The organism is Dongia sp. P2_B8, from assembly GCF_056404715.1.
Genome location: NZ_JBFUDM010000002.1, coordinates 38,410 through 64,758 on the forward strand (window position 1 = coordinate 38,410; position 26,349 = coordinate 64,758).

The 26,349-nt window shown below is 62.5% G+C and carries 20 protein-coding genes; 12 read left to right on the forward strand and 8 right to left on the reverse strand.

Annotation, left to right across the window (positions count from 1 at the left end; genetic code table 11):
* Positions 1-78 precede the first annotated feature (78 nt).
* The 10 genes from zapE (at position 79) to AC1DWZ_RS05135 (ending at position 13,641) form a co-directional block, all read left to right on the forward strand.
* Positions 79-1,296 carry a cell division protein ZapE gene (zapE, locus tag AC1DWZ_RS05090; protein WP_477167787.1) on the forward strand — a complete coding sequence of 406 codons (1,218 nt, stop codon included), beginning with the start codon at positions 79-81 and terminating at the stop codon, positions 1,294-1,296.
* A 153-nt stretch (positions 1,297-1,449) separates the two neighbouring features.
* Positions 1,450-2,415 (forward strand): malate dehydrogenase, encoded by a 966-nt coding sequence (gene mdh, locus AC1DWZ_RS05095; RefSeq protein WP_477167788.1) that lies wholly within the window; start codon positions 1,450-1,452, stop codon positions 2,413-2,415.
* Positions 2,412-2,552 carry a hypothetical protein gene (locus tag AC1DWZ_RS05100; RefSeq protein WP_298682991.1) on the forward strand — a complete coding sequence of 47 codons (141 nt, stop codon included), beginning with the start codon at positions 2,412-2,414 and terminating at the stop codon, positions 2,550-2,552. Before mdh ends, AC1DWZ_RS05100 begins: the two co-directional genes overlap by 4 nt.
* A gap of 278 nt (positions 2,553-2,830) precedes the next feature.
* Positions 2,831-3,997 (forward strand): ADP-forming succinate--CoA ligase subunit beta, encoded by a 1,167-nt coding sequence (sucC, locus tag AC1DWZ_RS05105; RefSeq protein ID WP_477168270.1) that lies wholly within the window; start codon positions 2,831-2,833, stop codon positions 3,995-3,997.
* A gap of 6 nt (positions 3,998-4,003) precedes the next feature.
* Positions 4,004-4,879: a succinate--CoA ligase subunit alpha gene (gene sucD, locus AC1DWZ_RS05110; RefSeq protein ID WP_477167789.1), complete on the forward strand. Its 876-nt coding sequence runs from the start codon at positions 4,004-4,006 to the stop codon at positions 4,877-4,879.
* Between the two features lie 442 nt (positions 4,880-5,321).
* On the forward strand, positions 5,322-8,222 hold the full coding sequence (locus AC1DWZ_RS05115; RefSeq protein ID WP_477167790.1) for a 2-oxoglutarate dehydrogenase E1 component: 2,901 nt from the start codon (positions 5,322-5,324) through the stop codon (positions 8,220-8,222).
* A gap of 49 nt (positions 8,223-8,271) precedes the next feature.
* A complete protein-coding gene (gene odhB / locus AC1DWZ_RS05120) occupies positions 8,272-9,516 on the forward strand; it encodes a 2-oxoglutarate dehydrogenase complex dihydrolipoyllysine-residue succinyltransferase (protein ID WP_477167791.1) in 1,245 nt (414 codons plus the stop codon).
* Positions 9,517-9,521: 5 nt separating this feature from the next.
* Positions 9,522-10,223 (forward strand): peptidase C39 family protein, encoded by a 702-nt coding sequence (locus AC1DWZ_RS05125; RefSeq protein WP_477167792.1) that lies wholly within the window; start codon positions 9,522-9,524, stop codon positions 10,221-10,223.
* A 43-nt stretch (positions 10,224-10,266) separates the two neighbouring features.
* Positions 10,267-11,673: a dihydrolipoyl dehydrogenase gene (gene lpdA / locus AC1DWZ_RS05130; RefSeq protein WP_477167793.1), complete on the forward strand. Its 1,407-nt coding sequence runs from the start codon at positions 10,267-10,269 to the stop codon at positions 11,671-11,673.
* Positions 11,674-11,757: 84 nt separating this feature from the next.
* A complete protein-coding gene (locus AC1DWZ_RS05135; protein WP_477167794.1) occupies positions 11,758-13,641 on the forward strand; it encodes an ATP-binding protein in 1,884 nt (627 codons plus the stop codon).
* Here the strand turns inward: AC1DWZ_RS05135 and AC1DWZ_RS05140 are convergent.
* The 4 genes from AC1DWZ_RS05140 to AC1DWZ_RS05155 are packed head-to-tail and all read right to left on the reverse strand — an operon-like array spanning position 13,616 to position 18,822.
* A complete protein-coding gene (locus AC1DWZ_RS05140; RefSeq protein WP_477167795.1) occupies positions 13,616-14,596 on the reverse strand; it encodes a glycoside hydrolase family 5 protein in 981 nt (326 codons plus the stop codon). The genes AC1DWZ_RS05135 and AC1DWZ_RS05140 overlap by 26 nt on opposite strands.
* Positions 14,597-14,605: 9 nt before the next feature.
* A complete protein-coding gene (locus AC1DWZ_RS05145) occupies positions 14,606-15,067 on the reverse strand; it encodes an N-acetyltransferase family protein (RefSeq protein ID WP_477167796.1) in 462 nt (153 codons plus the stop codon).
* On the reverse strand, positions 15,068-16,903 hold the full coding sequence (locus AC1DWZ_RS05150) for an LTA synthase family protein (protein ID WP_477167797.1): 1,836 nt from the start codon (positions 16,901-16,903) through the stop codon (positions 15,068-15,070).
* The gene (locus tag AC1DWZ_RS05155) at positions 16,900-18,822 is read right to left on the reverse strand and encodes an LTA synthase family protein (protein ID WP_477167798.1); all 1,923 of its coding nucleotides are present in this window, start codon (positions 18,820-18,822) and stop codon (positions 16,900-16,902) included. The genes AC1DWZ_RS05150 and AC1DWZ_RS05155 overlap by 4 nt, the downstream gene beginning before the upstream one ends.
* Before the next feature lie 431 nt (positions 18,823-19,253).
* On the opposite strand from AC1DWZ_RS05155, the gene AC1DWZ_RS05160 reads away from it, so the two are divergent.
* Positions 19,254-21,161, forward strand: coding sequence for a sugar-transfer associated ATP-grasp domain-containing protein (locus tag AC1DWZ_RS05160; protein ID WP_477167799.1), 1,908 nt, complete (start codon positions 19,254-19,256; stop codon positions 21,159-21,161).
* A 78-nt stretch (positions 21,162-21,239) separates the two neighbouring features.
* Here the strand turns inward: AC1DWZ_RS05160 and AC1DWZ_RS05165 are convergent, their stop codons facing one another.
* The 3 genes from AC1DWZ_RS05165 to AC1DWZ_RS05175 form a co-directional block, all read right to left on the reverse strand.
* Complete coding sequence (locus AC1DWZ_RS05165) at positions 21,240-21,707, reverse strand: DUF3617 domain-containing protein (RefSeq protein ID WP_477167800.1); 468 nt, start codon at positions 21,705-21,707, stop codon at positions 21,240-21,242.
* A gap of 59 nt (positions 21,708-21,766) precedes the next feature.
* Positions 21,767-22,978 carry an argininosuccinate synthase gene (locus tag AC1DWZ_RS05170; protein WP_477167801.1) on the reverse strand — a complete coding sequence of 404 codons (1,212 nt, stop codon included), beginning with the start codon at positions 22,976-22,978 and terminating at the stop codon, positions 21,767-21,769.
* 264 nt (positions 22,979-23,242) lie between these two features.
* A complete protein-coding gene (locus tag AC1DWZ_RS05175; RefSeq protein WP_477167802.1) occupies positions 23,243-23,878 on the reverse strand; it encodes a tetratricopeptide repeat protein in 636 nt (211 codons plus the stop codon).
* 548 nt (positions 23,879-24,426) lie between these two features.
* Here AC1DWZ_RS05175 and AC1DWZ_RS05180 point away from each other — a divergent pair.
* On the forward strand, positions 24,427-25,155 hold the full coding sequence (locus tag AC1DWZ_RS05180) for an HAD family hydrolase (protein ID WP_477167803.1): 729 nt from the start codon (positions 24,427-24,429) through the stop codon (positions 25,153-25,155).
* Between the two features lie 85 nt (positions 25,156-25,240).
* Here the strand turns inward: AC1DWZ_RS05180 and AC1DWZ_RS05185 are convergent, their stop codons facing one another.
* A complete protein-coding gene (locus AC1DWZ_RS05185; RefSeq protein WP_477167804.1) occupies positions 25,241-26,341 on the reverse strand; it encodes a tetratricopeptide repeat protein in 1,101 nt (366 codons plus the stop codon).
* Positions 26,342-26,349: the final 8 nt, after the last annotated feature.

Here is a 26,349-nt window from a genome sequence, read left to right on the forward strand (position 1 = left end):
GAATCTGTGGTCGCCCGGACACGCGCGAATCACTTCGGAGTGGATAAGCGCAAAAAAATATGTTGTGATATGCGTGACATGCATATTGACCGAGTCGCGATTTCAGCAACGACCGATGTGGTCTCATCCATGAGCGATGACGGACCGCTCCCCGCCTATCGCGCCATGCAGCGTGGTGGTCGCTTGCATCATGACGCCGCGCAGGAGCTCGCGGCGGAGAAGCTGCAATCGCTTTACAACGCTCTCAAGAATTATCAGCCCGATCCGGTTGGCGATGCCGGCGGCTTGCGCAGCTGGGCCGAGCGTCTGGGCCGCTCGCTCTTCGGCCGGGACGAAGCCGCACCCCAGGGCCTCTTCATCTATGGCGGGGTCGGTCGCGGCAAGTCCATGCTGATGGATCTGTTCTTCGCCCAGGCTCGCGTTGGTGGGGCGCCAATAGCGTTGAAGCGCCGCGTTCATTTCCACGCCTTCATGCTGGAAGTGCATGATCAGCTGCATCATTGGCGCCAGGAAAAACCGAAACAAGTCGACCTCATCCCGGCCTTGGCCGAGAAGCTTGCAGGCGAATGCACGCTCATCTGCTTCGATGAATTCCACGTCACCAACATCGCCGATGCGATGATCCTGGGTCGCCTGTTCAGCGCCCTCTTCGAGCGCGGCGTGGTGATGGTGGCGACCTCCAACTGGGCGCCCGACGATCTCTACAAGGGTGGCCTGCAGCGGGAGCAGTTCCTGCCCTTCATCGCCCTCCTCAAGGAAAAACTGGACGTTCTGGAATTGGACGGCGGCCGCGATTATCGCCTGGCGCGCCTCAAGGACATGAACGTCTACCACCATCCTTTGGGCGATCTCAGTGCCCGGCAGATGCGCGATGCCTTCGCCCGGATGACGGACAACGAGCCCCCGATCGCGGCCAGCCTGACCGTGCAGGGGCGCAATATTCCGATCCTGCGCCAGGTCGCCAACGCCCATGGCCGCGTCGCCTGGTTCGATTTCGACGAGCTCTGCGCGCAGCCCCTGGGGGCTGCCGACTATCTCGCCATCGCCACCCATTACGATGTGGTGCTGCTGGACCAGGTGCCCAGGCTCGAGGCCGATCGCCGCAATGAGGCGCGCCGCTTCATGACGCTGATCGACGAACTCTACGAACATAAGGTGACGACGATCGTCGCTGCTGCCGACAAGCCGGAGCGTTTGTATCCGGCCGGTGATGGCGCGTTCGAATTCGAACGCACGATTTCGCGCCTCAACGAAATGCAGTCGGTCGATTATCTGACCCGACCGCATTTGACGTGACTTGAGTGAGAATTTTCGCGAGAAGAGTTAATGCCTCTTGCCCTTGTGGCAAATTCGGGTTATTAACTCAACATCTAGAGGAGTGCGCTTAGAGCGCAGGTGCATTGCCTAACCGGAATCGTGGCAATGCGTAAGAGGCATCAGGATTACAGAATGGCACGGAAGAAGATAGCCCTTATCGGCGCAGGTCAGATCGGCGGCACATTGGCGCTGCTCGCTGGCTTGAAGGACCTCGGCGACATCGTCATGTTCGACGTCGTTGATGGTGTGCCGCAGGGCAAGGCGCTCGACATCGCGGAAGCCTCGCCGGTTGAAGGCTTCGACGCGAAATATGTCGGCGCCAGCGACTACAAGGCGATCAAGGGCGCTGATGTCATCATCGTCACCGCCGGCATCCCGCGTAAGCCGGGCATGAGCCGCGACGATCTCATCGCCACCAACGCCAAGGTCATGGACAGCGTCGGCAAGGGGATCAAGAAATATGCCCCCAAGGCCTTCGTCATCTGCATCACCAATCCGCTCGACGTCATGGTCTATGTTCTGCAGCAGGCGTCCGGTCTGCCGGAAAGCCATGTGGTCGGCATGGCGGGCGTTTTGGATTCCGCCCGCTTCCGTTATTTCCTGGCCGAGGAATTCAAGGTCTCGGTCGAGGACGTCACCGCCTTCGTGCTGGGTGGCCATGGCGATACCATGGTGCCCTTGGCCCGCTATTCCACGGTTGCCGGCATTCCGCTGCCGGATCTCGTGAAAATGGGCTGGACCACGCAGGAAAAGCTCAATGCCATCATCCAGCGCACCCGTGACGGCGGCGCTGAGATCGTCAATCTCCTGAAGACGGGTTCTGCCTTTTACGCGCCGGCATCCTCCGCGATCGCGATGGCTGAATCCTATCTCAAGGACAAGAAACGGGTTCTCCCCTGCGCGGCCTATCTGACGGGCCAGTATGGGGTAAAGGGACTCTATGTCGGCGTACCGGTTGTCATCGGTGCCGGCGGCGTAGAGAGAGTGGTCGAGATCGACCTCAACAAGGCTGAAAAGTCCCTGTTTGATAAGTCGGTCGCGGCCGTAAGGGGCCTCATCGATGTGGTGAGGAAGCTTCAAAGAGGAGAGAAGCAATGAAGAAGACCATCGAACTGGCGGCCAAGAAGGTTGCCAAGAAAGCGGCCAAGAAGTCGGCCAAGAAGACCACGAAGAAGGCCGCTGCCAAGAAGCCGGCAGCGAAGAAGACGGCAAAGAAGGCCGCCAAGAAGAAGTAAAGTTTCGGGCTTCATTCGAAGCTCTAAACGGCCTGCGACGGCGACAGTCCTATTTCCATGTTGTTACGACGGGTTTCAGTTCAATTGGCTTGAACCCGTCGGGCATGGTGATAGAGTGCGATCTGCTGCACCACAGCAAATCGTCGGCTGTCGCTGTCGCCCGCTTTTTTTCTTAAGAACTTCTCAGAACTTCCTAGGGAATAATCGCGCGGCTCGGTGGCTGGCGAATGACCGCCGAGGTGCAGTCCTTCGCAACGCAGCAAAGCGGGTCACCCCGGATGAACATCCATGAATATCAGGCGAAAGCCCTGATCAGGAAGTTTGGCGTCGCCGTCCCAGACGGTCATGTCGCCTACTCCGCCGACGAAGCAGTCCAAGCATCCCAGAAATTAGGTGGCGGTCTTTGTGTCGTAAAGGCACAGATCCATGCCGGCGGCCGCGGTAAAGCAGGCGGCGTCAAAGTCGCAAAGACCCAGGACGAAGTCCGCAGCTTCGCCAAATCCATGCTCGGCATGACCCTGGTCACGCATCAGACCGGCCCGGTGGGCAAGGTCGTAAAGCGGATCTATGTCGAATCCGGCTGCGATATCAAACGCGAACTCTATCTCGGCATGCTGGTCGATCGCGCCTCGTCGCGCATCACCATCATGGCCTCCGAAGAAGGTGGCATGGAGATCGAGGAAGTCGCAGCGACCCATCCTGAAAAGATCCTGAAGATCGCGATCGACCCGGTGATGGGCGTGCAGCCCTTCCATGCCCGTCAGGTCGCATTCTTCCTGAAGCTGACCGGCAATCAGGTCGGCTCGGCGACCAAGTTCATCATGGCGCTTTACAAGGCGTTCACGGAACTCGATTGCTCGATCGTCGAAATCAATCCGCTGGTCATCACCGGTGCCGGCGACGTGCTGGCCTTGGATGCCAAGATCAACTTCGACGACAACGCGCTCTTCCGTCACAAGGATGTCGAAGAGCTGCGCGATCCGGATGAAGAAGATCCGGCGGAACTTGAAGCTGCCAAGCACAGCCTCAACTACATCAAGCTTGATGGCTCGATCGGCTGCATGGTCAATGGCGCCGGCCTTGCCATGGCGACCATGGACATCATCAAACTCTATGGCGGATCGCCGGCGAACTTCCTCGATGTCGGTGGCGGTGCCACCAAGGAACGCGTCACGGCAGCGTTCAAGATCATTCTCTCCGACCCCAATGTCGAAGGCATTCTGGTCAACATCTTCGGCGGCATCATGCGTTGCGACGTGATTGCCGAAGGTGTCGTGGCGGCGGCACGCGAAGTCAGCCTGCATGTGCCCCTGGTGGTGCGTCTTGAAGGCACCAACGTCGAATTGGGTAAGAAGATCCTGGCGCAGTCCGGGCTGCCCATCCTGTCCGCCGACAATCTGGCGGACGCGGCCGAGAAGGTCGTCAAAGCCGTGAAGGAGGCTTGAGGAATCATGTCCGTTCTCGTCAACAAAAACACCAAAGTCATCTGCCAGGGATTCACCGGTGCCCAGGGCACGTTCCATTCGGAACAGGCCATCGCCTATGGCACCAAGATGGTGGGCGGCGTCACCCCGGGTAAGGGCGGCACCAAGCATCTCGATTTGCCGGTGTTCGACACCGTCGCCGACGCCGTCGCCAAGACCGGCGCCAATGCCAGCGTCATCTATGTTCCGCCGCCCTTCGCGGCCGATGCGATCCTGGAAGCGATCGATGCCAGGCTGCCGCTGGTGGTGTGCATCACCGAAGGCATTCCGGTTCTGGACATGGTGCGTGTGAAGCGCGCCCTGGCCAATTCCGCCACGCGCCTCATCGGTCCCAATTGCCCGGGCGTCATCACGCCGGAAGAATGCAAGATCGGCATCATGCCGGGTCACATTCACCGGAAGGGCAAGATCGGCATCGTCTCACGCTCCGGCACGCTCACCTATGAAGCTGTGGCCCAGACCACGGCCGCTGGCCTCGGCCAGTCGACCTGCATCGGCATCGGCGGCGATCCGGTCAACGGTACCAATTTCGTCGATTGCCTGGAACTGTTCATGGCCGATGACGAAACCCAGGGCATCGTCATGATCGGCGAAATCGGCGGCAGCGCCGAAGAGGATGCTGCCGAGTTCTACAAGGCCGCCAAGAAGAAGAAACCCATCGTCGGCTTCATCGCCGGCGTCACGGCACCTCCGGGTCGCCGCATGGGCCACGCCGGCGCCATCATCAGCGGCGGCAAGGGCGGTTCTGGCGACAAGATCGAGGCGATGCGCTCGGCAGGCTATGTGGTGGCCGATTCCCCCGCCAGCCTCGGTTCCTCGATGCTGAAAGCCATGGGCAAATAATATTCTTGATCAAACCACCCCTCACCCCAACCCCTCTCCCCATTTCATGGGGCGAGGGGCTTTGAGGCAGACCCGCTGGGAGCTCCCTCGCCCCGCTTGCGGGGAGAGGGTCGGGGTGAGGGGTGGAAATACCTGTCCGGCTTTGCGATCTACCGGGTTGATATCCCGGGATCTGCTTGCTATCTGGAAAATATCCTTCCCCGGCCGCGTGCTGCGGGAAATCGTAACTATTGGGTAACCATCCCATGCGCAAATAACCGCGGGGGTATCCGCTACTATTATTGGGGACTCTTCTATGAAGATTTCCCTGCCGGCAAAATGGGCATGAGACCCGTGCGCCGGGTGACTGAACCAGAACTGCTCTCCTGAAGGCCTTGGGTAACAGGGGCTAGACCTTTTGGTGGCTTGACCTATTCAGGGCATCGGCCCAAACGGGTGAATTATGAACCAGCCAATCGCCAACTTTCTCTCCGGTCCCAACGCGCCCTTCATCGAAGAGCTCTACGCCAAATATCTCACGGACCCCAGTTCCGTCGACGCCTCCTGGCAGAACTTCTTTGCCGATCTCGCTGAAGACGCGCCGGCGGTGCTGAAGGATTTGCAAGGTGCCAGCTGGGCACCGCGGGAACGTGACGTCGAGATCACCGGCAGCAACGGGTCTCATCCCGCAGCCAACGGTCATGGCGGCAACGGCCTTGCTCTCGACACCGGCGCCCGGCCCTCCTCGGGCGGCCATGTCAGCACGGCCGCACAGCGCCGCGCCGCGCAGGACAGTCTGCATGCGATCATGCTGGTGCGCGTCTACCGTGTGCGTGGCCATCTCGAAGCCAATCTCGATCCGCTGGATCTCAAGCCGCGCGAGAAGCATGCCGACCTCGACTACCGCACGCATGGGTTCACGGAAGCCGATCTCGACCGCGAAATTTTCCTCGACGGCCAAATGGGCTTCGAGACGGCGACGCTGCGCCAGCTCATTCATGCGCTGCGCCAGACCTATTGCGGGTCGATCGGCGTCGAATACATGCACATCCAGGATTCCGATCAGCGCCGCTGGCTGCAGCAACGCATGGAAGGCAGCCGCAACCAGCGCGACTTCACTGACCGCGGCAAGCGCGCGATCCTCGAACGCCTGACCGAAGCGCAGATGTTCGAGAACTTCCTCGACAAGAAATATACCGGCACCAAGCGCTTTGGCCTCGATGGTGGCGAGACCACCATCCCGGCGCTTGAGCAGATCATCAAGCGCGGCAGCCAGCTCGGCATCAAGGAAGTCGTCATCGGCATGGCCCATCGCGGCCGCCTCTCGATGCTGGCCAACTTCATGAACAAGCCCTATGCGGCGATCTTCTCGGAGTTCCAGGGCAATGCCTCGAACCCCGAGGATGTGCAGGGTTCGGCCGACGTCAAATACCATCTTGGCACCTCGGCCGACCGCGAGTTCGACGGCCGCATCGTGCATCTTTCTCTGACCGCCAACCCGTCGCATCTCGAATGTGTCAACACGGTCGTCCTCGGCAAGGTCCGCGCCAAGCAGGACCAGCGCAAGGACAAGAACCGCGAACAGGTCATGGGCCTGCTGCTCCATGGCGATGCGGCGTTTGCGGGGCAGGGCCTGGTGCCGGAATGCCTCGATCTCAGCCAGCTCTTTGACTACGAAGTCGGCGGCACCATCCATTTCATCATCAATAACCAGATCGGCTTCACCACCAGCCCGACCGCATCCCGCTCCGGCCCCTACTGCTCGGATGTCGCCAAGGCCGTGCAGGCGCCGATCTTCCACGTCAATGGCGACGATCCCGAAGCTGTGCTCCATGTCTCGCGCATCGCCATGGAATTCCGCCACGAATTCAATCACGATGTCATCATCGACATGTTCTGCTATCGCCGCTTTGGCCACAATGAAAGCGACGAGCCGGCCTTCACCCAGCCCATCATGTACAAGAAGATCGCGACACAGCCGACCACGCGCCAGATCTATGCGCAGAAGCTGGTCGACGAAGGCAGCATGAGCCAGGCTGAAGTCGATGGCATCATGAATGCCTTCCAGGCACGCCTGGAAGCGGAATTCGAAGCCTCGACCTCCTACAAGCCCAACAAGGCCGATTGGCTCGAAGGTGCGTGGGCAGGTCTTGCGGCCGCATCCGGCGATGATCGCCGCGGCGAAACCTCGCTCACCGAAGAAAAGCTGCAGATGATCGGCAAGGCGCTCACCACGACGCCGGCCACTTTCAACCTCAACCGCAAGATCACCCGCCAGCTCGCCCAGAAGGAAGAGATGTTCAAGACCGGCGAGGGCATCGATTGGGCAACCGGCGAGGCCTTGGCCTTCGGCGGCCTGCTGGATGAGGGCTTCGGCGTCCGTCTCTCCGGCCAGGATTGCAAGCGCGGCACCTTCAGCCAGCGTCATGCCGCCCTGGTCGATCAGGAGAATGAGGACGAATACGTTCCCCTGAATCACATCCGTGACGGCCAGGCCTTCTTCGAGGTGATCAACAGTCCGCTCTCGGAAGCCGGCGTGCTCGGCTTCGACTATGGCTACAGTCTTGCCGAACCCAAATCGCTGGTGCTGTGGGAAGCGCAGTTCGGCGATTTCGCCAACGGCGCCCAGGTCATCATCGACCAGTTCATCTCCTCGGGCGAATCGAAATGGCTGCGCATGTCGGGCCTCGTCATGCTGCTGCCCCATGGCTATGAAGGCCAGGGTCCGGAACATTCCTCCGCCCGCATGGAGCGTTATCTGCAATCCTGCGCCGACGACAACATGCAGGTCGTGAACATCACCACGCCGGCCAATTATTTCCATGCGCTGCGCCGCCAGCTGCACCGGAATTTCCGCAAGCCGCTCATCGTCATGACGCCGAAATCGCTGCTCCGCCACAAGCTCGCGGTCTCGAAGCTCTCGGAGATGGGTCCAGGCACGACATTCCACCGGCTGTTGTGGGACGACAATGCCAAGCTGGTCGACAAGAAGGTGAAGCGCGTCGTGCTGTGCTCGGGCAAGGTCTATTACGATCTCTTCGAGGAGCGCGAGAAGCGCGAGCTCGACGATATCTACATCATGCGTGTCGAGCAGCTGTTCCCCTTCCCGGACAAGGCGCTCAACAAGGAATTGGCGCGCTTCCCCGGCGCCGAGATCATCTGGTGCCAGGAAGAGCCCAAGAACATGGGCGGCTGGAGCTTCGTGGCGCCCGAGATCGACAATGTGATGGAAGCGCTGGGCACCAAACAGCGCCGCGTGCGTTATGTGGGACGGCCGGCTTCGGCCTCGCCCGCCACCGGCCTTTACAAACGACACATCAAGGAACAGGCGAAACTGGTCGACGAGGCGCTCAGCTTCAGCTGAGCCATCGTCACCCGCATCGTCCTTATTATCGAGCTTCTGGAGGTAGAGAATGACAACCCCGATCACGGTCCCCGCCTTGGGCGAATCGGTCAGCGAGGCGACGGTCGCCAAATGGATGAAGAATGTCGGCGACCCCGTGAAAAAGGATGAGGCGCTGGTCGAATTGGAGACCGACAAGGTCACCGTCGAAGTGTTCGCCAGCGTCGCCGGCACCCTGGGCGAGATCATCGCCCCCGCCGGTACCACGGTTGCCGTCGGCACCTTGATCGGCAACATCGCCGCCGGTGGCGCCGCGGCCGCTCCTGCCGCAAAGCCGACGATTGCAGCCGCCGCACCGGCTCCCTCGGTCGCCAAGGCCGCGCCTGCCGCAGCACCAGCTGCCAAAGATGATTTGGCACCAGCCGTGCGCAAGCTCGTTGAGGAAAACGGACTCAACCCTGCCAGCATCACCGCCAGCGGCAAGGACGGCCGCCTGACCAAGGGCGACGTGCTCGAACATCTGGAAAACAAGAAGTCGGCGCCTGCCGCCGCCCCCGCACCTGTTGCAGCGCTGGCCCCCGTTCCCGCCGCACCCCATGTACCGCGTGCTCTTGGCGAGCGTGAAGAGCGCGTGCCGATGTCGCGCTTGCGCAAGCGCATCGCCGAACGCCTGAAGCAGGCCCAGAACACTGCCGCCATGCTGACCACCTTCAACGAGGTGGACATGACGGCCGTGATGGCGCTCCGCGACAAATACAAGGAAGGCTTCGAGAAGCGCCACAAGGTGAAGCTGGGCTTCATGTCCTTCTTCGTGAAGGCAGCGCTGCAGGCCCTGAAGGAAATCCCCGCCGTCAATGCCGAGATCGACGGTGGCGACATCATCTACAAGAATCATTACGACATCGGCGTCGCGGTCGGCACCGAACAAGGCCTGGTCGTGCCGGTGGTGCGCGATGCCGATGCGCTCAGCTTTGCCGCCATCGAAGCCACCATCACCGAGCTCGGCAAGAAGGCCCGCGACGGCAAGCTCGCCATCGAGGATCTGGTGGGCGGCACCTTCACCATTTCCAACGGCGGCACCTATGGCTCGCTGATGTCGACGCCGATCATCAACCCGCCGCAATCGGCGATCCTCGGCATGCACAAGATCCAGCAGCGGCCGATGGTGGTCGACGGCAAGATCGAAGCGCGCCCGATGATGTACTTGGCCCTCTCCTACGACCACCGCATCATCGATGGGCGCGAAGCTGTGACCTTCCTGGTCCGCCTCAAGGAGAGCCTCGAGGATCCGCAGCGCCTGCTCATCGAGATGTGAGCCAGATGGCGATTGCCAAGCGGGCAGCAAGACCGGCCGTCAAAACCGCCGCCGCGAAAAGCAAACGGCGGCGCCTGCCTTATTATAACCAGAGCACCGACTTCACCTGCGGGGCGGCATCCCTGCTGATGGCGATGCGCGGGCTCGATAAGGACATGCCCTTCGACCGGGTGCATGAGCTGCAGGTCTGGCGCGAGGCCAACACGGTCTATATGGGCGCCAGCCACGCCGGCTCATCGCCCTACGGCATCGCCCTTGCCGCCTGGCGCCGCGGTTTCCATGCGGAAATCTGGACCAGCCACAAGGGCGCCGTCCTCCTCGATTATCAGAAGAAGCCCGACTGGCGGAAGGCCGGCAAGCTGATGCAAGCCGCCGACGAGGCCAGTGTGCGCGATCTGGGCCTGCCCATCGAAAAGCGCAGCTGGGACGTGGCTGATCTTGCGCAAGCCTGCCGGCAAGGCGCTGTCCCCATCGTGCTGGTCAGTACCCGGGCCTTTCACGGCGGCAACACCCCGCATTGGGTGGTGGTGGCCGATTGCGACGCGGCCGAGGTCTACATCAATGACCCCTGGATCTCGCGCAGCAAGGGCCAGACCGCAAAGTCGCAGACCGGCCGCGCGGCCGGCCACGATGCCTTCATGAAAATGGCCCAGTACGGACCGCGCCACGAACGGGCAGTGGTTCTCATCCGGGGGCCGCAGGTTTAATCTTATTTTGCAGCGGGGCCCGCGGGTCCCAAGGGAGTAGCTTATGGCCGAAGATTCATTCGACATCGTCGTCATCGGTGGTGGCCCGGGCGGCTATGTCTGCGCCATCAAGGCGGCGCAGCTCGGCCTCACCGTCGCCTGCGTTGAAAAGCGCGGCAGCCTCGGCGGCACCTGCCTCAATGTCGGCTGCATCCCGTCGAAGGCGCTGCTCGCCTCATCGGAGAAATTCGAGGAAGCCGGCCATCATCTGGCCACCCACGGCATCAAGATTGCGGGTGTCGCGCTCGACCTCAAGGCGATGCTGGCCCGCAAGGACAAGGTGGTGGGCGAGCTCACCAAGGGCATCGAGTTCCTGTTCAAGAAGAACAAGGTCACCTATCTCAAGGGCAATGGCGCCTTGCTCGGCAACGGCAAGGTCGAGGTGACCGGCGAGGCTGGCAAGCAGATCGTCAGCGCCAAGCATATCGTGCTCGCCACCGGCTCCGATTCGACACCGCTCCCCGGCCTTACCATCGACGAAAAGAAGATCGTGACCTCGACCGGCGCCCTTACCCTTGAGAAGGTGCCGGAACATCTGGTCGTCATCGGCGGCGGCGTCATCGGCCTGGAGCTTGGCTCCGTCTGGCGGCGCCTGGGTGCCAAGGTGACGGTGGTGGAATTCCTCGACCGCATCGTCCCCACCATGGATACCGAGATCGGCGGCATGTTCCAGAAGCTGCTGGCCAAGCAGGGCATCGAATTCCGCTTGGGCCAGAAGGTCACCGGCGCCAAAGCGAAAGGCGCCAAGACCGAGCTTTCCGTCGAACCTGCGAAAGGCGGTGCTGCGGAATCCCTCGTTGCGGATGTGGTGCTGGTCTCGATCGGCCGGCGTCCCTATGTCGAAGGCCTCGGCCTCGACAAGGCCGGCGTCAAGCTGGATGACAAGGGCCGCATTGCCACCAACGGCCATTTCGCAACCAACGTGCCCGGCATCTATGCCATCGGCGATGTCATCGTCGGCCCCATGCTGGCACACAAGGCCGAGGAAGAAGGTGTGGCGCTGGCCGAGATCCTGGCCGGCCAGAAGGGTCACGTCAATTACGAGACCTGCCCCAACATCGTCTATACCCAGCCGGAACTGGCCTCGGTCGGCAAGACCGAAGAGGAATTGAAGGCCGCGGGCGTTGCCTACAAGGTCGGCAAGTTCCCCTTCATGGTGAATGCGCGCGCCAAGGCTGCGGGCGACACCGACGGCACGGTGAAACTGCTGGCCGATGCCAAGACCGACCGGTTGCTGGGCGCCCATATCCTGGGGCCGGGAGCCGGCACCATGATTCATGAATGCGTCATGGCGATGGAATTCCAGGCCTCGTCGGAAGATGTCGCCCGCGCCTTCCATGGGCATCCGACTCATAATGAGGCGATCAAGGAAGCGGCAATGGCCATCAGCAGCAAGACGATTCACATGTGATCCCCGGCCGCGAAGCGCGCCATAATTGGCTTGGCGCGCAGCGGCCATAACTGGTTTGGTGCGATGGTCGGAATCGAGACGGCAATGCCCGCAGATGTGAGACCGACCATCGACAAGCTGCTGCGCGAGGCGGAGAACGCCTTTGAGGGCAGCCACGCCCAGGCGCTGAGCCTGACCTTGAAGGCGCTCAACCTGGCGCTGGAGGATGGCGACGACGCCATCATCGCGCGCTGCCAATTGGAGTGCGCGCGCCAGCAGCGCGTGCTGTGCCAATATAGCGAGGCGCTGACCAACCTCGAAAACAGCCATAAATATTTTGTCCGCACGGGCGACCGGCTGCGCGAGGGCATCGCGCTGCGCACCTATGCCGCCATCTATGACGAGGTCGGCCTGTTCGACGAAGCGCTGGAGAGCAACCAGCGCGCCTTGGCCTTGTTCGAGGAAACGAACGAGCCGCATTTCCGCGCCATCTGCTTCGAAGACACCGGCAACATCATGCGCCGGCGCGGCTATCACACGGAATCGGTGGCGGCGTTCGAAAGCGGCCTCGCCCTCCTCGATGCCCTGCCGCCGGGACCGGAGGTCGACCGCTCGCGGGCGCATCTGAGCTGCGGCCTTCTCGATGCCTATCTCGAAGGCGGCGAAGACGAACCGGTCCTGGCCAATGTGGGCAGCGTGCTGGAACAGGTCTGCATCATCGGCAATGGCAATCTCGAAGCCTATTGCCACAGCATGGCAGCCTTGGCCCAGGCGCGGCGTGGCGATGCCGCCGCCAGCCTCGCCACCGCCGCCACGGCGCGTCACGCCCTCGCCCGCGCTGAATCACCTTATGAACGCGTTGGCTGCCTGATGCATCTCGGCCGCGCCCGCGATGCGCTGGGCGATTTCAACCAGGCCCAGGCCCTGCTCTCGGAAGCGCTGGAGACGGCCGCTTCTGCCGGCATCCACGATCTTTCCATGAAATGCCATGCCGAGCTCGCCCAGATCAGCGAGCGCGCCGGCAACATCACGCTGGCGCTCGACCATCTCAAGACCCTGCGGCGGCTGGAGGTCGATCTCTTCGACAGCCGCACCGACATCAGGCTCGACCGCCTGCGCCTTGAGGTCGAGCGGGAGCGCTCACGCCATAGCGAGGCCGACCTCGCGCGCCAGGAACTGGAACGCCAGGTCGCCGCCCGCACCGTCGAGCTGCGCGCCGCCAAGGAAGCGGCAGAGCGCGCCAACCGCACCAAGAGCATGTTCCTCGCCAATATGAGCCACGAGCTGCGCACGCCCCTGAACGCCATCAACGGCTATTCCGAGGCGATGGCGCTGGAGCTTTTCGGCCGTCTCGGCGAGGCGCGCTATGTCGATTATGCGCGCAACATCTGGACCAGCGGCCAGCATCTGCTCTCGCTCATCAATTCGGTGCTCGATCTCTCCAAGGTCGAAGCCGGCCGCATGGAGATCAGCCGCGAAAGCCTGCTGGTGCGCGCGCTGATCGACGAATGCCTGGCCCTGGTGGCGGTGCAGGCGGAACAGACCGGGCTGCGTCTTCTGGCCGAGGAGGTTCCCGAGCATCTGACGGCCCAGGCGGATCCCCGCGCCCTCAAACAGGTGCTGGTCAATCTGCTCGGCAACGCCTTGAAATTCACGCCGCGCGGCGGCGAGATCAGGATCAGCGCCAGGCATTGCACCGGGCATAGCGACCATCACACCGAGATCATCGTCGCCGATACCGGCATCGGCATGGCGGAGGAGGACATTCCCCGCGCGCTGGCGGTCTTCGGCCAGCTCGACAATGCCTATGCCCGCCAGCATGACGGCACCGGTCTCGGCCTGCCGCTCGCCAAATCCCTGGTGGAACTGCATGGCGGGACGCTGACCATCGATTCCGTGCCGCTGCAGGGGACGCGAGTCACGATCCGCCTGCCCAATCTGGTGCCGGGCCCGGAACGCGGGATCAGCTCCCGCGCAGGTAACGTTTGAGGAAGGCACCCCAGGGCGTCAGCGACCTGCCGTCCGATTTGCGCAAGCTCGGCCCGTAATCGGGATTCCAGCACCAGCCGGTGAAGGACAGTTTGTAATTGTCCATGAGCGCTGCAAAGGGCTCGCCGAAATCTTTCGGCGTCCCCGCCCAATGTTCCTTGGCACCCGGCTCGAATCCCCATTCGGTGACGATCACCGGCTTCGCCTCAGCGAGCTCCGCCAGCGCCGGTTCCCAATCCTTGAGATCGTCACGCGGATAGACGTGCCAGACATAGGCGATGTTGGGGTCGTTGAGCGGGATGTCCTTCATGCCGGAAAGATCGAAGGCCCAATCCGATCCCGCCGCCAGGATAACATTGCTGTTGCCCTGGCCGCGGATGAGATGGGTCAGCTGCTGCCAAAAGGGTGTCAGCTTGGCCCAGGTGGCCCCATCGCCCTTCGCATCCTCGTCGGCCCCGATCACCGGCTCGTTCCACAGCTCGAACAGGATGTCGTCATCCTTGAAGGTGCTGGCGATGGCGCGCCAGAAATCGAGGGCGAGCGACATCCGCGTATCATACCAATCGGTGGTCTCGCTATCGCCGGCCACGAAGAAGTTCTGCACATAGCCGTCGGGCCAGCCGATGGCGTGATAATCGATGATCACATAAAGCCCGGCCGCCCGCGCCCATTCGACATGCTGGCTGAGGCGCGCCAGCGCACCCACCGCATCGTCCCGCCAATAGCCGGGATGGATGGAGAGGCGCACAACATTGGCCTTCCAGTCGCGGGCGATTTCAGGATAGGGGTTTTCATCCGCCGGCAAATCCCCGACATCGCCCATGGCAATGCCACGCAAACGCAGGATCTCCCCATGACCGATGAAATAGGACCCCCGGATTTCAAGCGCCATGGCAGGCCCGGCGGTGAGCCAGCATGCCAGCAGCAGCAGAAGAGCTAGGACGGGGCGGCGCATCGCATCAGTCTAATCGAGATTGAGATACATCCAATCGAGATCTTCGACCACCTGCCCGCCGATGCGCTGGTAGAAATCGCGCGCCAGCTTGTTGGGCCGGAAGACCGCCCAGAGCAATTGCCGCGCGCCACCCTGGCGCGCGGCCCCGGCCGCCGCATCCATGAGCGCCCGCCCGGCGCCGGCGCGCCGCGCCTGGGCACGAACCCACAGATCGATCACGATCTCGATCCGCTTGCCTTGATCAATATCGTAATTGGGAGCCATCAGCACATAGCCCAATGCGGTGCCGTCCAGCTCCGCAATGAAACCGCGGAAGGCCGGGTTGGGGCCGAAGCCATCGGCAAGATACCGTTCGCCGGTAAATTTGTGCCGCCAGGCATCGCCAAGGCCAGTGAGATAGGCGCCGAATTCCAGCACCATCTCCTGCACGATGTCGACATCGGCAGCGACGAGCGGCCTTACGGACATCATCTATTTCATCTTCGCGACGAGGTCGGGTGGCACGATGCCCGGCCAATCTCCGGCATGGCTGTCGCCATCGAAAATATCCTGGGCGAGCGCTGCCGTATCTGCCTGCCAGGCAGCAACCGCATCGCAAGGCGGCGTCACATTGCCGCCCTGGCACAGGAAAGGCTGTCCGCCACTGTCGAAACCCACCACCGTCCCCGGCAGCGGCCGCAGGGCGAGACCGGCCGGCGGCGCCGCCAGATCGGCAATGCCCTTGGCCGGCATCCCGATGAGATCGAGAAGCAGCGACGGCAGCCGGTACATCGGCAGATGCCCGACCTTGAGCGGCCCATTGCGGCCGTCGATCACCAGGAGCGGCGTCGCCGTGGCGCGCGCCTGGACCTCCGGCGAGACATGATCATCGGCGCGCCCGAGGAAACCCGATTCCGCATAACCGGCCAGATTCTGGCCCAGCAGCGGCAGGTGATCGCCGAACACGACAATGACCGAATCCGGGTCATCGCGCTGCCAGCGTTCGATGGCATCCATCATCTCGCGCGACTTCCAGTGCACCACGCTCAAATAGCGCGCCAGCTCGTCGACATGGGTCGTCGTCTCAATCGTCTGCGGCCGCTTGGCGTCGAGGTCGTACATCCAGTGGCCGTAATAGGTGACGATATAGTCGAACACCGGCCGCTTGTCCGGGCTCGCCGCCAGCTTCTCGGCTACCTGCCGGTGCAAGGACGCATCGGAAAGGAAGATCGACGTCATATCGTCCTGGACGAAATCACCGAGCGACCAGAAGGTCTCAAAACCAATACGGTCGTAACTTGCCTGCCGGTTCCAGAAACCCGGCGTGTTGGGGTGGCTTGCCACGGTGCGGTAGCCGGCTTTTTGCAGCAGCCGCGGCAGGCAGGGCAGCTGGTCGTTGAGCGATTGCTCGAACCGGACGGCACCTTGCGCCAGCGGAAAGCCGCACAGGACTTCAAATTCCGCATTGGCCGTCTGGCCGCCGAAGGCCGGCGACAAAGCGGTCGAGCGGCCGGCCGCATCCCACATTTTGAGGAAGCGCGGATCAAGCGGCGAGCTGGCGACACCGGCAGCGGTGAGCGGTGCCGGATCCCAGAAGCTCTCCTCCAGCACGATATGAAGATTACGCACGCGGCCGGGTTGAACTGCGGGACCAAGATCGGCGACATCGACGCGCCGCGCGATCGCTGCGTCCACCATCGCCGCATCGGGTGCCGGCCGTGCCACGGCCGCCATGCGCACCAGTTCCTGCAGCAGATGGATGGTGCCGCCGCGCCAGACATAATTTTCCCGCTGGTCCCAGGGCTTGTCGCCCCAGATACCGTCCATCCAGTCGATGAGCGTGGTCGATCCGGCATGGGCACCCACCGGCACCGCAATGAGGGCGGCAAAGGCTGCGCGGCGCAGATGACCCTGGAGCCGCAGATTGCCAAGGAAGAGCCCCAGGATGAGAAGGCACGGAATGCCCGCGACCAGCCAGCCCACCGGGCCCATCAGGCGGATGAAGGCATCCAGGCTGTAGATATCGTCCGGCATCAAGGGTCGCCCGGCGATAGCGCTTTTGGCGGCACTGCCGACATAAAGGGTGGCGATCAGCAGCGCCTGCAGGATCAGGAACAAAGAGAGGCGCCGCGACACCGCAAAGACCAGCAGCGAGACGATCAGCAGCGCCGCAAGATCCGCAGGCACCCGGTCCGGCACGATCGCCACATTGAAGAGCCAGGCGGACACGACATAGGCAAGGAGATAGAAGGCCAATGTCGACACGATCGGCACCAGCCAACGCAGAGCAGGGCGCTGCTCTGTCAACACGCGCGGCACCAGGTTCATGGCAGGCTGGCCGCGACCGGATGGCGATGGCGTTCCATCAGCGCCAGGGCATGGCCCTTGCCGTCGAAGATGTCGCTGGCGATCAGCTTCACGTCAGCCATCCAGGCCGCCACCGATTTGCAGGTGCCGCCAGCTGCCTGCGGATTGCCTTCCTGCGTATTGCACAGGAACGGGTTCTTCGCACCATCGAGGCCGATCACGGTATCGGGCGTCGGCCGGATGGTGAGGTCTCCCGGCGTCGGTACCAGTGCGCCGATATTGGGGACGTCGACCCCCAGCCGGTCGAGCACCAGCTGGTTGAGCCGGTAGAGCGGCATTTTGCCCAGATTGAGCGGGCCCCTTTCGCCATCGATCACGATGAGCGGTGTCGCGCGCGAACGGACATACATGTCGGCAGGGAAATCGCCCCAGCCGCCGGCAAAGAAGCCGTTATTCTTATAGCCGCCCCAATTGGCGCCAAGATTGGGCAGATGATCGCCAAAGGCGATGATAAGCGAGTTCGGATCGTCGCGCCGCAGGCGCTCGATCTCATCCATCAATTCGATGGATTTGTAATGCATGGCGGTGGCGAACTGGCCAAGCTCCGTGCTCTCGGGATCGATCGGCACCACCGCCGGCCGCTCCGGCACCATGTCATAGGTCCAGTGGCCATAAAGCGTCACGATGAAATCGAGCACCGGCCGCTTGTCATGCCCCTCTTTCAGTTTCTCCGCCTGCAGCTTGGCCGCGATCTGGCGATAGAGCGAGCGGTCGGACAGCATCCATACGATCATCTCGTCGAGCTTGAAATCATCCTTCGACCAGAAGGTCTGGAAGCCGACGCGCTGATAGGCGCTGATCCGGTTCCACACGCTCGACGTGTTGGGGTGGGAGGCAACCGTGCGATAGCCCTGCTCACCGAGCAGGGTCGGCAGGCACGGCGCCGTGTTGAAGCCCTGCTCGAACTTCACCGCCCAGCTGTCGATCGGGAAGCCGCACAGCACTTCGAACTCGGCATTGGCCGTGCCGCCGGAGAAGGTCGGCGACAAAGCCATGGTGCGGCCGGTCTGGTCCCACAGCGCATAGAAGCGCGGATCGAGCAGCGGCGTGCCGGATATGGTCGTGGGATGGTCCTTGGGCAGGAGCGGCGTCGGATCCCAGAAGCTTTCCAGCAGGATGATATGCACGTTCCGGGGCTTCGTCTGGTTGAAGGCCACCGGCACCAGCGGCCCGCTACCCCCCGTCGCATGATCCGATCCGCGGATGTCGAGGCGATCGAGCGCCGATGCTACTTCCTGCTCCGTCGGCGCCGGCTTCCAGGTCGCATAGGCGCGCAGGGTTTCCTGCAGGATGTGCAAGGTCGGCCCGCGTGATTTGAAATTCTCGCGCTGGTCCCAGGAACGGTTGCCGAGGAGGATATCGGCCCAGCGCAGGCTCGTTTGCCCCATGGCACCCACGCCGAGCGGCACCAGCACCAGGGTGGCGATCGCGGCCTGAGCGGCGCGACCGCGGAACTTGAGGTTGCCGAACAGCAGCACGCCGATGAGGCCCAAGGGCAGGACGACGATGACCCAACCCTGCCAGCCCATGATGTGCACCAGGGCTGCGACGCTATAGACATCGTCCGGCATGACCGGGCGGGCCAGCATCATGATCTTGGCGGCGGAACCGATATAGAAGGCGCCGATCAACAGCGCCATGAGCGCCACGAAGGCCCATGTCCGGCGCGATGCCTCGAACAGCAGGATGGCGATAAAGGCCAGCGCCAGGAAATCGCGGAGCGCCCGCAAGGGCGTCACGTCCACGTCCAAGATCAGATTCGAGACGGCATAGGCCAGCAGATAGAGGCCGCCCGTCACCAGCACCGGCACCTGCCAGCGCGGCCATGCCCAATGCCATGCCCTGCGGATGACCTGCCCGAATTTCCGCGCTTCAACCATCACGCCACCTGCTTTTTCCGGCCCGGCTCGTTCTGACCGCCTGGATCGACCCTCAAATCCGGCCGATCCAGCCGCACCTCTCCCGGTTCGGCACCCCGGGTCAGCATCTGCCAAACTGGGATTTTTCTAGCGTAATTTAACAAAAGAGTCTTGGATTCGTGCCGTTACATGTAACAAAAGGCTGTGATCTCCACAGACTATTGCGCGCGGCACCGAGCCGATGTTCAACGTGTTTTTTCGGGGATAATTTTCATTTGAAACAATAAGATGCGATGGTGCTGGCGATCGCCTTCGGCACCCTTCCGGCAGCTCGGACCTGACGCCGGAGACGTGACGCCGGGGACCTGACGCCGGCGCGATCAAGTGTTAACTGTGCCAGCTTTGGCGGGGCTTGCCCTTAACGGCGCCCGGCGGAGAACCTGGCAGAGAAAATGACGGTATTGATGACCATGACCATGTTGCGCGTTCTCGACCCCCGCGACCTCATCCGCTCCATCCTCCTCTGGGCCCTCCTGATCCCGCTTGCCCTGCTGGCCTTCCTGGCGGCCGAGGTCACGGCGTTCGATTGGGTCGATGCCGTGAACGCCCTGGTTTATGCCTTTGGCGGCCTGCTCGCGGTGGCTTTGGCCCGCCAGGCCGTCACCGGACCGCTGGTCCGCCTGTTCTGGCTGATGATTGCCGGATTCTGTGCGCTCTTCGTCGTCTCGGAACTGGGCGGCGACGTCATCGAGCGGTTTGAGGCCAGCCTGTCACCGATCTGGCTGGGCGATTTCGCCTGTTGGGCCGGTGCCGGCCTCCTCTTCCTGATCGTGGCCTGGCGCCGGCCGCGCCGCGCCGGCGGCACCACGCAGCTCCAGGCAACGGCACCGGTGATGGCGCTCCTGGGGGTGGGCTTCACGCTGCAGAGCATGGCGCTCGGGCTCGATGTCGGCGAGCCGCATCTCCGCCATCATTTCGGTCTCGACCCCCAGACCTACGACAATCTCGCCGACCTCATCGAATTCTCGTTTCTGCAGCTCTATCTGCTGGCCTTCATCTGCCTGGCTGCCGAGCTGATGGCGCAGCATGCCTTGCGGGCACAGATCGCCCTTGCCGAGGCAAGCCAGGACCCGGCCGCGTGCCTGCGCGCGGCCCAGCTTGCCTTCACCACCGCGGCCTTCAGCAGCGAGAAATTCAGCCGGCGGCGCCTGCGCCGCGCCTTGGCCGGCCTCCTCACCAGCACCGGCTTCGGTGGCTGGGTCAGCGCCGTCAAATTCACGCGCGAGCTCGGCCCCAGCATCAAGCGGCGCACCGGCAAATCGCAGCTGCGCCAGTTTGGCGAACAGATGCGCTTCATGATGCGCTACGGCATGGCGCCCAAATATTACTACCAGTTCGAACTGTTCGACCCGGCGCTGGCGCGCGAGGCGGGTTCCTATCTGCAGCGCAGCGAGACCAAGGCATCAACCTACAAGATCCTGCACCGGCCGAGCGAACAGCGCCGCAGTGTCAGCGAAAAGCTGGAATTCCATGACACCTGCCAGGCGCTCGGCCTGCCGGTAGCGCCCGTGGTCTTCGCCGCCCATCAAGGGATCCCCGCGCAGGCCTTCACCGAAGCCACGCTGCCGGAAGTCGATCTCTTCGTGAAGCCGCGCAAAGGCAGCGGCGGGCGCGGGGCCGCCAAATGGAAGTTCATCTCCGCCGAAAGCGAAGGCATCGCCCGCTATGTCCGCGGTGACGGCGAATCCCTCACCGCCAATGCGCTCCGCGCACTGATCGTCGAGCAGTCGCGCGAGGAGAACATGCTGGTGCAGACATCGCTCACCAATCACCCGGACCTTGCCGACATCAATTGCGGCACGCTCGTCACCTGCCGCATCGTGAGCTGCCGCAACGAACAGGGCGCCTATGAAGTGACCGATGCCGCCTTCCGCATGCCGCGCGTGCGCGGCTCGGCGGTCGACAATTTCCATGCCGGCGGCATCGCCTCCGCCATCGACGTCGAGACCGGCCGGCTGGGACCCGCCACGGATCTTGGCCTCAGCCCCAATTCCGGCTGGTTCGAAACACATCCGGTGACGGGTGCCAAGATCGACGGCCGCATCCTGCCCGGCTGGCGGCAGGCCCGTGACCTTGCCGTCCGCGCCCACGGGCATTTCGACGATCTGGCCGTGATCGGCTGGGACATCGCCATCCTGGCCGACGGTCCCTGCATCATCGAAGCCAATGGCGCGCCGGATCTCGACATCATCCAGCGCACCCAGCGCCGCCCGCTGGGCCAGGCCCGGCTTGGCCGCCTGATGGCCTGGCACGTCAAGCGCGACCTGCGCCGCGCGCTGCTGGGTGAGGCGGGTTCGTAAAGCAGGTAGACGTTCACTCTCTCAACCGTCATCCCTGGGTCAAGCCCGGGGATGACGGAAATAGTTGGGCCTTACGCCCTACGGCGTGCAGGCGCCGAGGTAGCGGCCCTTGGCATCGAGATTGTTGGCGACCGGCTGGCCGTCTTCCGTCGAACTGGTGCGGATGAGGCTTTCATAAGCCTTCGCCGTCCAGGTGGTCGTGTTGTCGATGCTGACATTGCCGCAGGTGATATGCGTCACCAGCTTGGACGCGGTTTTCGAGATGGTCTCGACCGTGCAGCCGGTATTGCCGGCAGGCGGCGCCTCGGTGGTCTGCTTCGCCTGTTCCTTGCTGATGCAGATCTCGATCTTGTCGACCGGGATCGGCACCTTCTTGCCGCCCTTTTCAACGTCGCCCGTCGTGATCACTTCCCACTTGCCGGGCTTCATCATGTCGGCCATCGCCAGGCTTGCACTGAAGACGAGGCCAGCCAATCCCAACAATACTGCCGTCGGCAGATAAAAGCGGGATGCCCCCGACAGCGACATGATGATTCCTCGCGCCATTCCGTTAGCCCAACCCTTCAGCCAGTGGCCTTCAGCCCGTGGCCTTTAACCCGCGGCCTTCAGCCACGGCCATGTTTCAACAGACGCAGCCGCAAGGCATTCAACTTGATGAAGCCCTGTGCATCGCGCTGATCATAGGCGCCGGCATCGTCTTCGAAAGTCACATGTTTGAGAGAGTAGAGCGATTTTTCCGATTTGCGGCCGACCACCGTGGCGTTGCCCTTGTAGAGCTTCAACCGCACCACACCCTCGACATGTTCCTGTGACTTGTCGATGAGGGCCTGCAGCATCTCGCGTTCGGGTGAGAACCAGAAGCCGTTATAGATAAGCTCGGCATAGCGCGGCATGATCTCGTCCTTGAGATGCGCTGCACCCCGGTCGAGCGTGATGCTCTCGATGCCGCGATGGGCGGCATGGAGGATCGTGCCGCCCGGCGTCTCATAGACACCGCGCGACTTCATGCCGACGAAACGGTTCTCCACGAGATCGAGCCGGCCGATGCCGTTGGCCTTGCCGAGTGCGTTGAGCTTGGTGAGGAGTGTCGCTGGGCTGAGCTTCTCGCCATCGATGGAAACAGCATCGCCCTTCAGGAAACCCACTTCGATATAGGTGGCCTTGTCAGGCGCTGCTTCCGGCGAGATGGTGCGCTGATAGACCATCTCCTCCGGCTCGGCCCACGGATCTTCCAGCACTTTGCCTTCCGAGGACGAGTGCAGCAGATTGGCATCGACCGAGAAGGGCGCTTCGCCGCGCTTATCCTTGGCGACCGGAATCTGATGCTTCTCGGCATATTCGATGAGCTTGGTGCGCGAGGTGAGATCCCATTCGCGCCAGGGGGCGATCACCTTGATATCCGGGTTGAGGCCGTAATAGGAAAGCTCGAAGCGGACCTGGTCATTGCCCTTGCCGGTTGCGCCATGCGCCACGGCATCGGCGCCGGTCAATTTGGCGATCTCGATCTGGCGCTTGGCGATGAGCGGCCGCGCGATCGAGGTGCCGAGCAGATACTGCCCCTCATAGAGCGCGTTGGCGCGGAACATCGGATAGACGAAGTCGCGGGTGAATTCCTCGCGCAGATCCTCGATGAAGATTTCCTTGATGCCCAGCATCTCGGCCTTCTTGCGCGCCGGCGCCAATTCCTCGCCCTGCCCCAGATCGGCGGTAAAGGTCACCACCTCGCAGGCATAGGTTTCCTGCAGCCATTTCAGAATGACCGACGTATCGAGACCGCCGGAATAGGCCAGAACGACCTTCTTGATATCGCGCGACATGAACCATCCTCATCAAAAGAAAGCGGCCGGAACCTAGGGGAAATGGGGGGTGGAGGCAAGGGCGGGGCGGGAAATGGCGAGTTCCTGCAACTCCCCCCTCACCCTGACCCTCTCCCGCGAGGGGAGAGGGGATGAGATCCGCCGGCAAGGCCCCATTTGGCAGAAAGATCTGATTGGAAATGCGTGGCAAAAGCCCCTCTCCCCTCGCGGGAGAGGGGTTGGGGTGAGGGGGTAAGCGGAGATTGTCGCAATTAGCAGCGGCCCCTACCGCATCCCCTTCACCGCCCGCTCCGCCGCCTGATACTCAAAAACATGGGCAGCGCCCGTGGCCAAAGCCGCGCGGAAATGCGCTGTCGCTTCGTCGACCTTGCCGGCCAGATAGGCTGCGCGGCCGACATGATATTCGGCGGCACAGGTCGCCTCCGCTGCCGCCGCACCAGGTTGCTGGGCAGCAAGCGTCAGCGTTTGCGCTGGAGTCACGCTGCCCAGATACAGTTCTGCAAGGGCCCGCGGCCAGGCGCCCAGCTGTTTTACATTGTCGAGATAGGCTTTGAGGTCGGCTCCACGGCTCTGCCCGAGGCTTGCCGCAGCAACATAACGCCACAATTGCGCGCCGAAATGCCGTGGCTCTCGCGCGGCTGTCGCGTCGAAATCCTTGAGCGCCGCCGCATCGTCGCCCTCCAGCTCCGCCGCCAGCCCGCGCATGAAAAGGGCGGTGAGATTGTCGGGTGCCGTCGCGAGAACCTTGTCGCAGGCTGCTCTGTCGAAGGCGAGGCAGGCGTCAAAATCGGCGCCCTCGGCCCAGGCGGCCGGAACGACGACACTCATCGCCGCTATGGGGAACATGAGACTGACCAGGACACGCCAAAAGATCCGGCCGCGGAAAGATGCGAAGAACATGGCGCAACGGCCCCTCATGCGGTAAATGCGGCGGGAAGTTAACGATCTCAGGCAGAAATAGGCAATCCTGCCCGCAACCTTCAGACTTTCGTAAGGTTTAGAGAGATATTGTAGACAAACATGTCGCTTTTTTGACCGAAATGTCGAAATTTGCTGGATGGTCGAAATCTGGTTGGCATGTCGAAATTTGCGGGGACGGTGATCTAATTCCTTTGTCGGCAACGTAGAACAGCGGGATCCCCTGTTCTGACGGACCCGAATCAGCCTCACGGGCCACCGTCCACCAGTCGACTTGGGGTCCCATCCGCAGCCCCGGATGGACCTCAAGAGCACCCGGCGGACCATCGCGTTTGCACACTCCCCCCATCGTGCAGATGGTCTGCCGGGCGCCCCTAAAATCCCCCAGAACCGCGCAGCCCGACCCAGAGCAGAGCTCTCGCACGGTGCCATTTCTCAATGCGTCATCCCCAGGCCCACTCTTGAATCAAGAATGGCCGGGGATCCGTTGGCAACTGAAGGACAGCGCGCCCAGTCGGCCCCGATCCCTCATGCATGCTGTTGCTGTGCTACCGGCGATCAATTATACCCGGAAAATGATGCTTCCTCACATGCCGGCCGCCGTGATCTTCGACATGGACGGGCTGATTTTCGATACGGAGACGCTCTATCAGGAGGCGTTTCTGGCGGCGGCAACCGTCGGCGGTCACGACCTGCCGGCAGCGGTCATTCAATGCACCATAGGCGTGCCTTGGGCCCAGAGCAGAGCATTGCTTCTGGAGCAGATGGGACCGGATTTCCCCATCGATCAATATTTCGCGCACATGGTTGGCCATTTCGAGTTGCTGGCCGCCACCCAACTCCGGCTAAAGCCCGGCGTCGTCGAACTGCTCGACTTTCTCGACCAGCTTGCGATGCCTCGATGCATCGCGACGTCGTCGGCCCACGCGACTGTACAGAACCATCTCTCCGCCCACGGCCTGGCCGACCGCTTCCATGCAGTCATCGGACACGGAGATTATGTCACCGGCAAACCCTCGCCCGACCCGTTCCTGACGGCTGCGAAACGTCTCGCCGTGGAGCCCGCTCGATGCCTGGCGCTGGAAGATTCCCACAATGGGGTTCGCTCCGCGTCAGCTGCCGGCATGATGACTGTTATGATCCCCGATCTTCTGAGCCCAACGCCAGAAATCCAGTCGCTCTGCACGGGCATTGTCAGCGACCTGCATGCCGTCCGCACGCTCATCCTGACCGCATCGGCCGCGCGCATCGCTGGATGACCCAGCCTTGTCCTTCCCGGGGCTGCTGATCGGAAACAGATGGCCGCCGTCCCGGTAAATCCACGACGCCGGCAATGAAGGTGATTTAAGGGAGCTGCTTCAGCCGCCAGCCGGCATCGACCACTTCGATGACATTATGGTCGCCCTTGGCGGCAGCCGTGAAATGATTCCGGGCGGCCTTGGTATCCTTCTTCAGCATGGCTGCTTCGCCCAGATAATAATGCACCTCGGCATCCAGCTGACGCGCGACGGCTTTGTCGCCGACGGTTGCCGCAGAGGCCAGCAGATCCTTTTCCGTCATCTGCCCCAGCAAGGTGCTAAGGATCGGCAGCGGCCATTGATCTGCTGGAAATTTGGCCAGCGCCTCGGTGAGGATGTCGGCCTGCACCCGGCTCTTGCCGTCGCCTTTGCCTTGGGCGTTGCTGAAATAGCGGCGCAGCGCCGCATAGGGATTGTCTTCACGGAATTTCTCCGCCGTGGCGAAATCCTTGCTGGCCGCCGCAAAATCGCCTTTCAGGAACTTGGCGCGGCCACGGTTGTAGAATGCCGCCGCAGCCTTGGGCTCGATTTTGATGAGGGCCGAGAAGTCGGCCTCTGCCGCATCGAACTTGCCCTGCCGCAGATAAAGCCCGCCACGATCCATGAGCGCATTGATGTCGCCCTTCTGCTGCGCCAGCACCGCCGTGAGGTCGGCAATGGCCGCATCATCCTTCCCCAATGCCGACGCGGCACGCGCCCGCAGGTAATGGGAATCGGCATCATCCGGGATCAGCTTCAGCAGCGTGCTGTAATCCAGGACGGCAAGGTCATAGCGCTTCATCACTCCATAAGCGGAGGCGCGGGCATTGAGGAGATCAGTGGCATCGGGCGACAGTTTCAGGCCGGCCGAGAAATCATTGACCGCCGCCGGCAATTGCCCGCGCATGCCCTGTGCCACGCCGCGGCGATAGAGTGCCGCCGCAAGGGCCTCGCCCTGCAGCTGCCGGCTTTCAACCGCCGTCGTGCAACTGACCACGATGGCCTGCGTGTCGGCAGGTGCGAGGCAAGCTTCGAGCAGCGGATTGAGCGGCGTCGCCGGCTTCTTTGGCGTTTCGGTGGCGGGTGTATTGTCTGCATGGGCGGACATCGTGCCAGCACACAGCGCAAGACTGAGGCCAAGATGGAAGGCGGCCAACCGGCCCCGCACGGACAGGC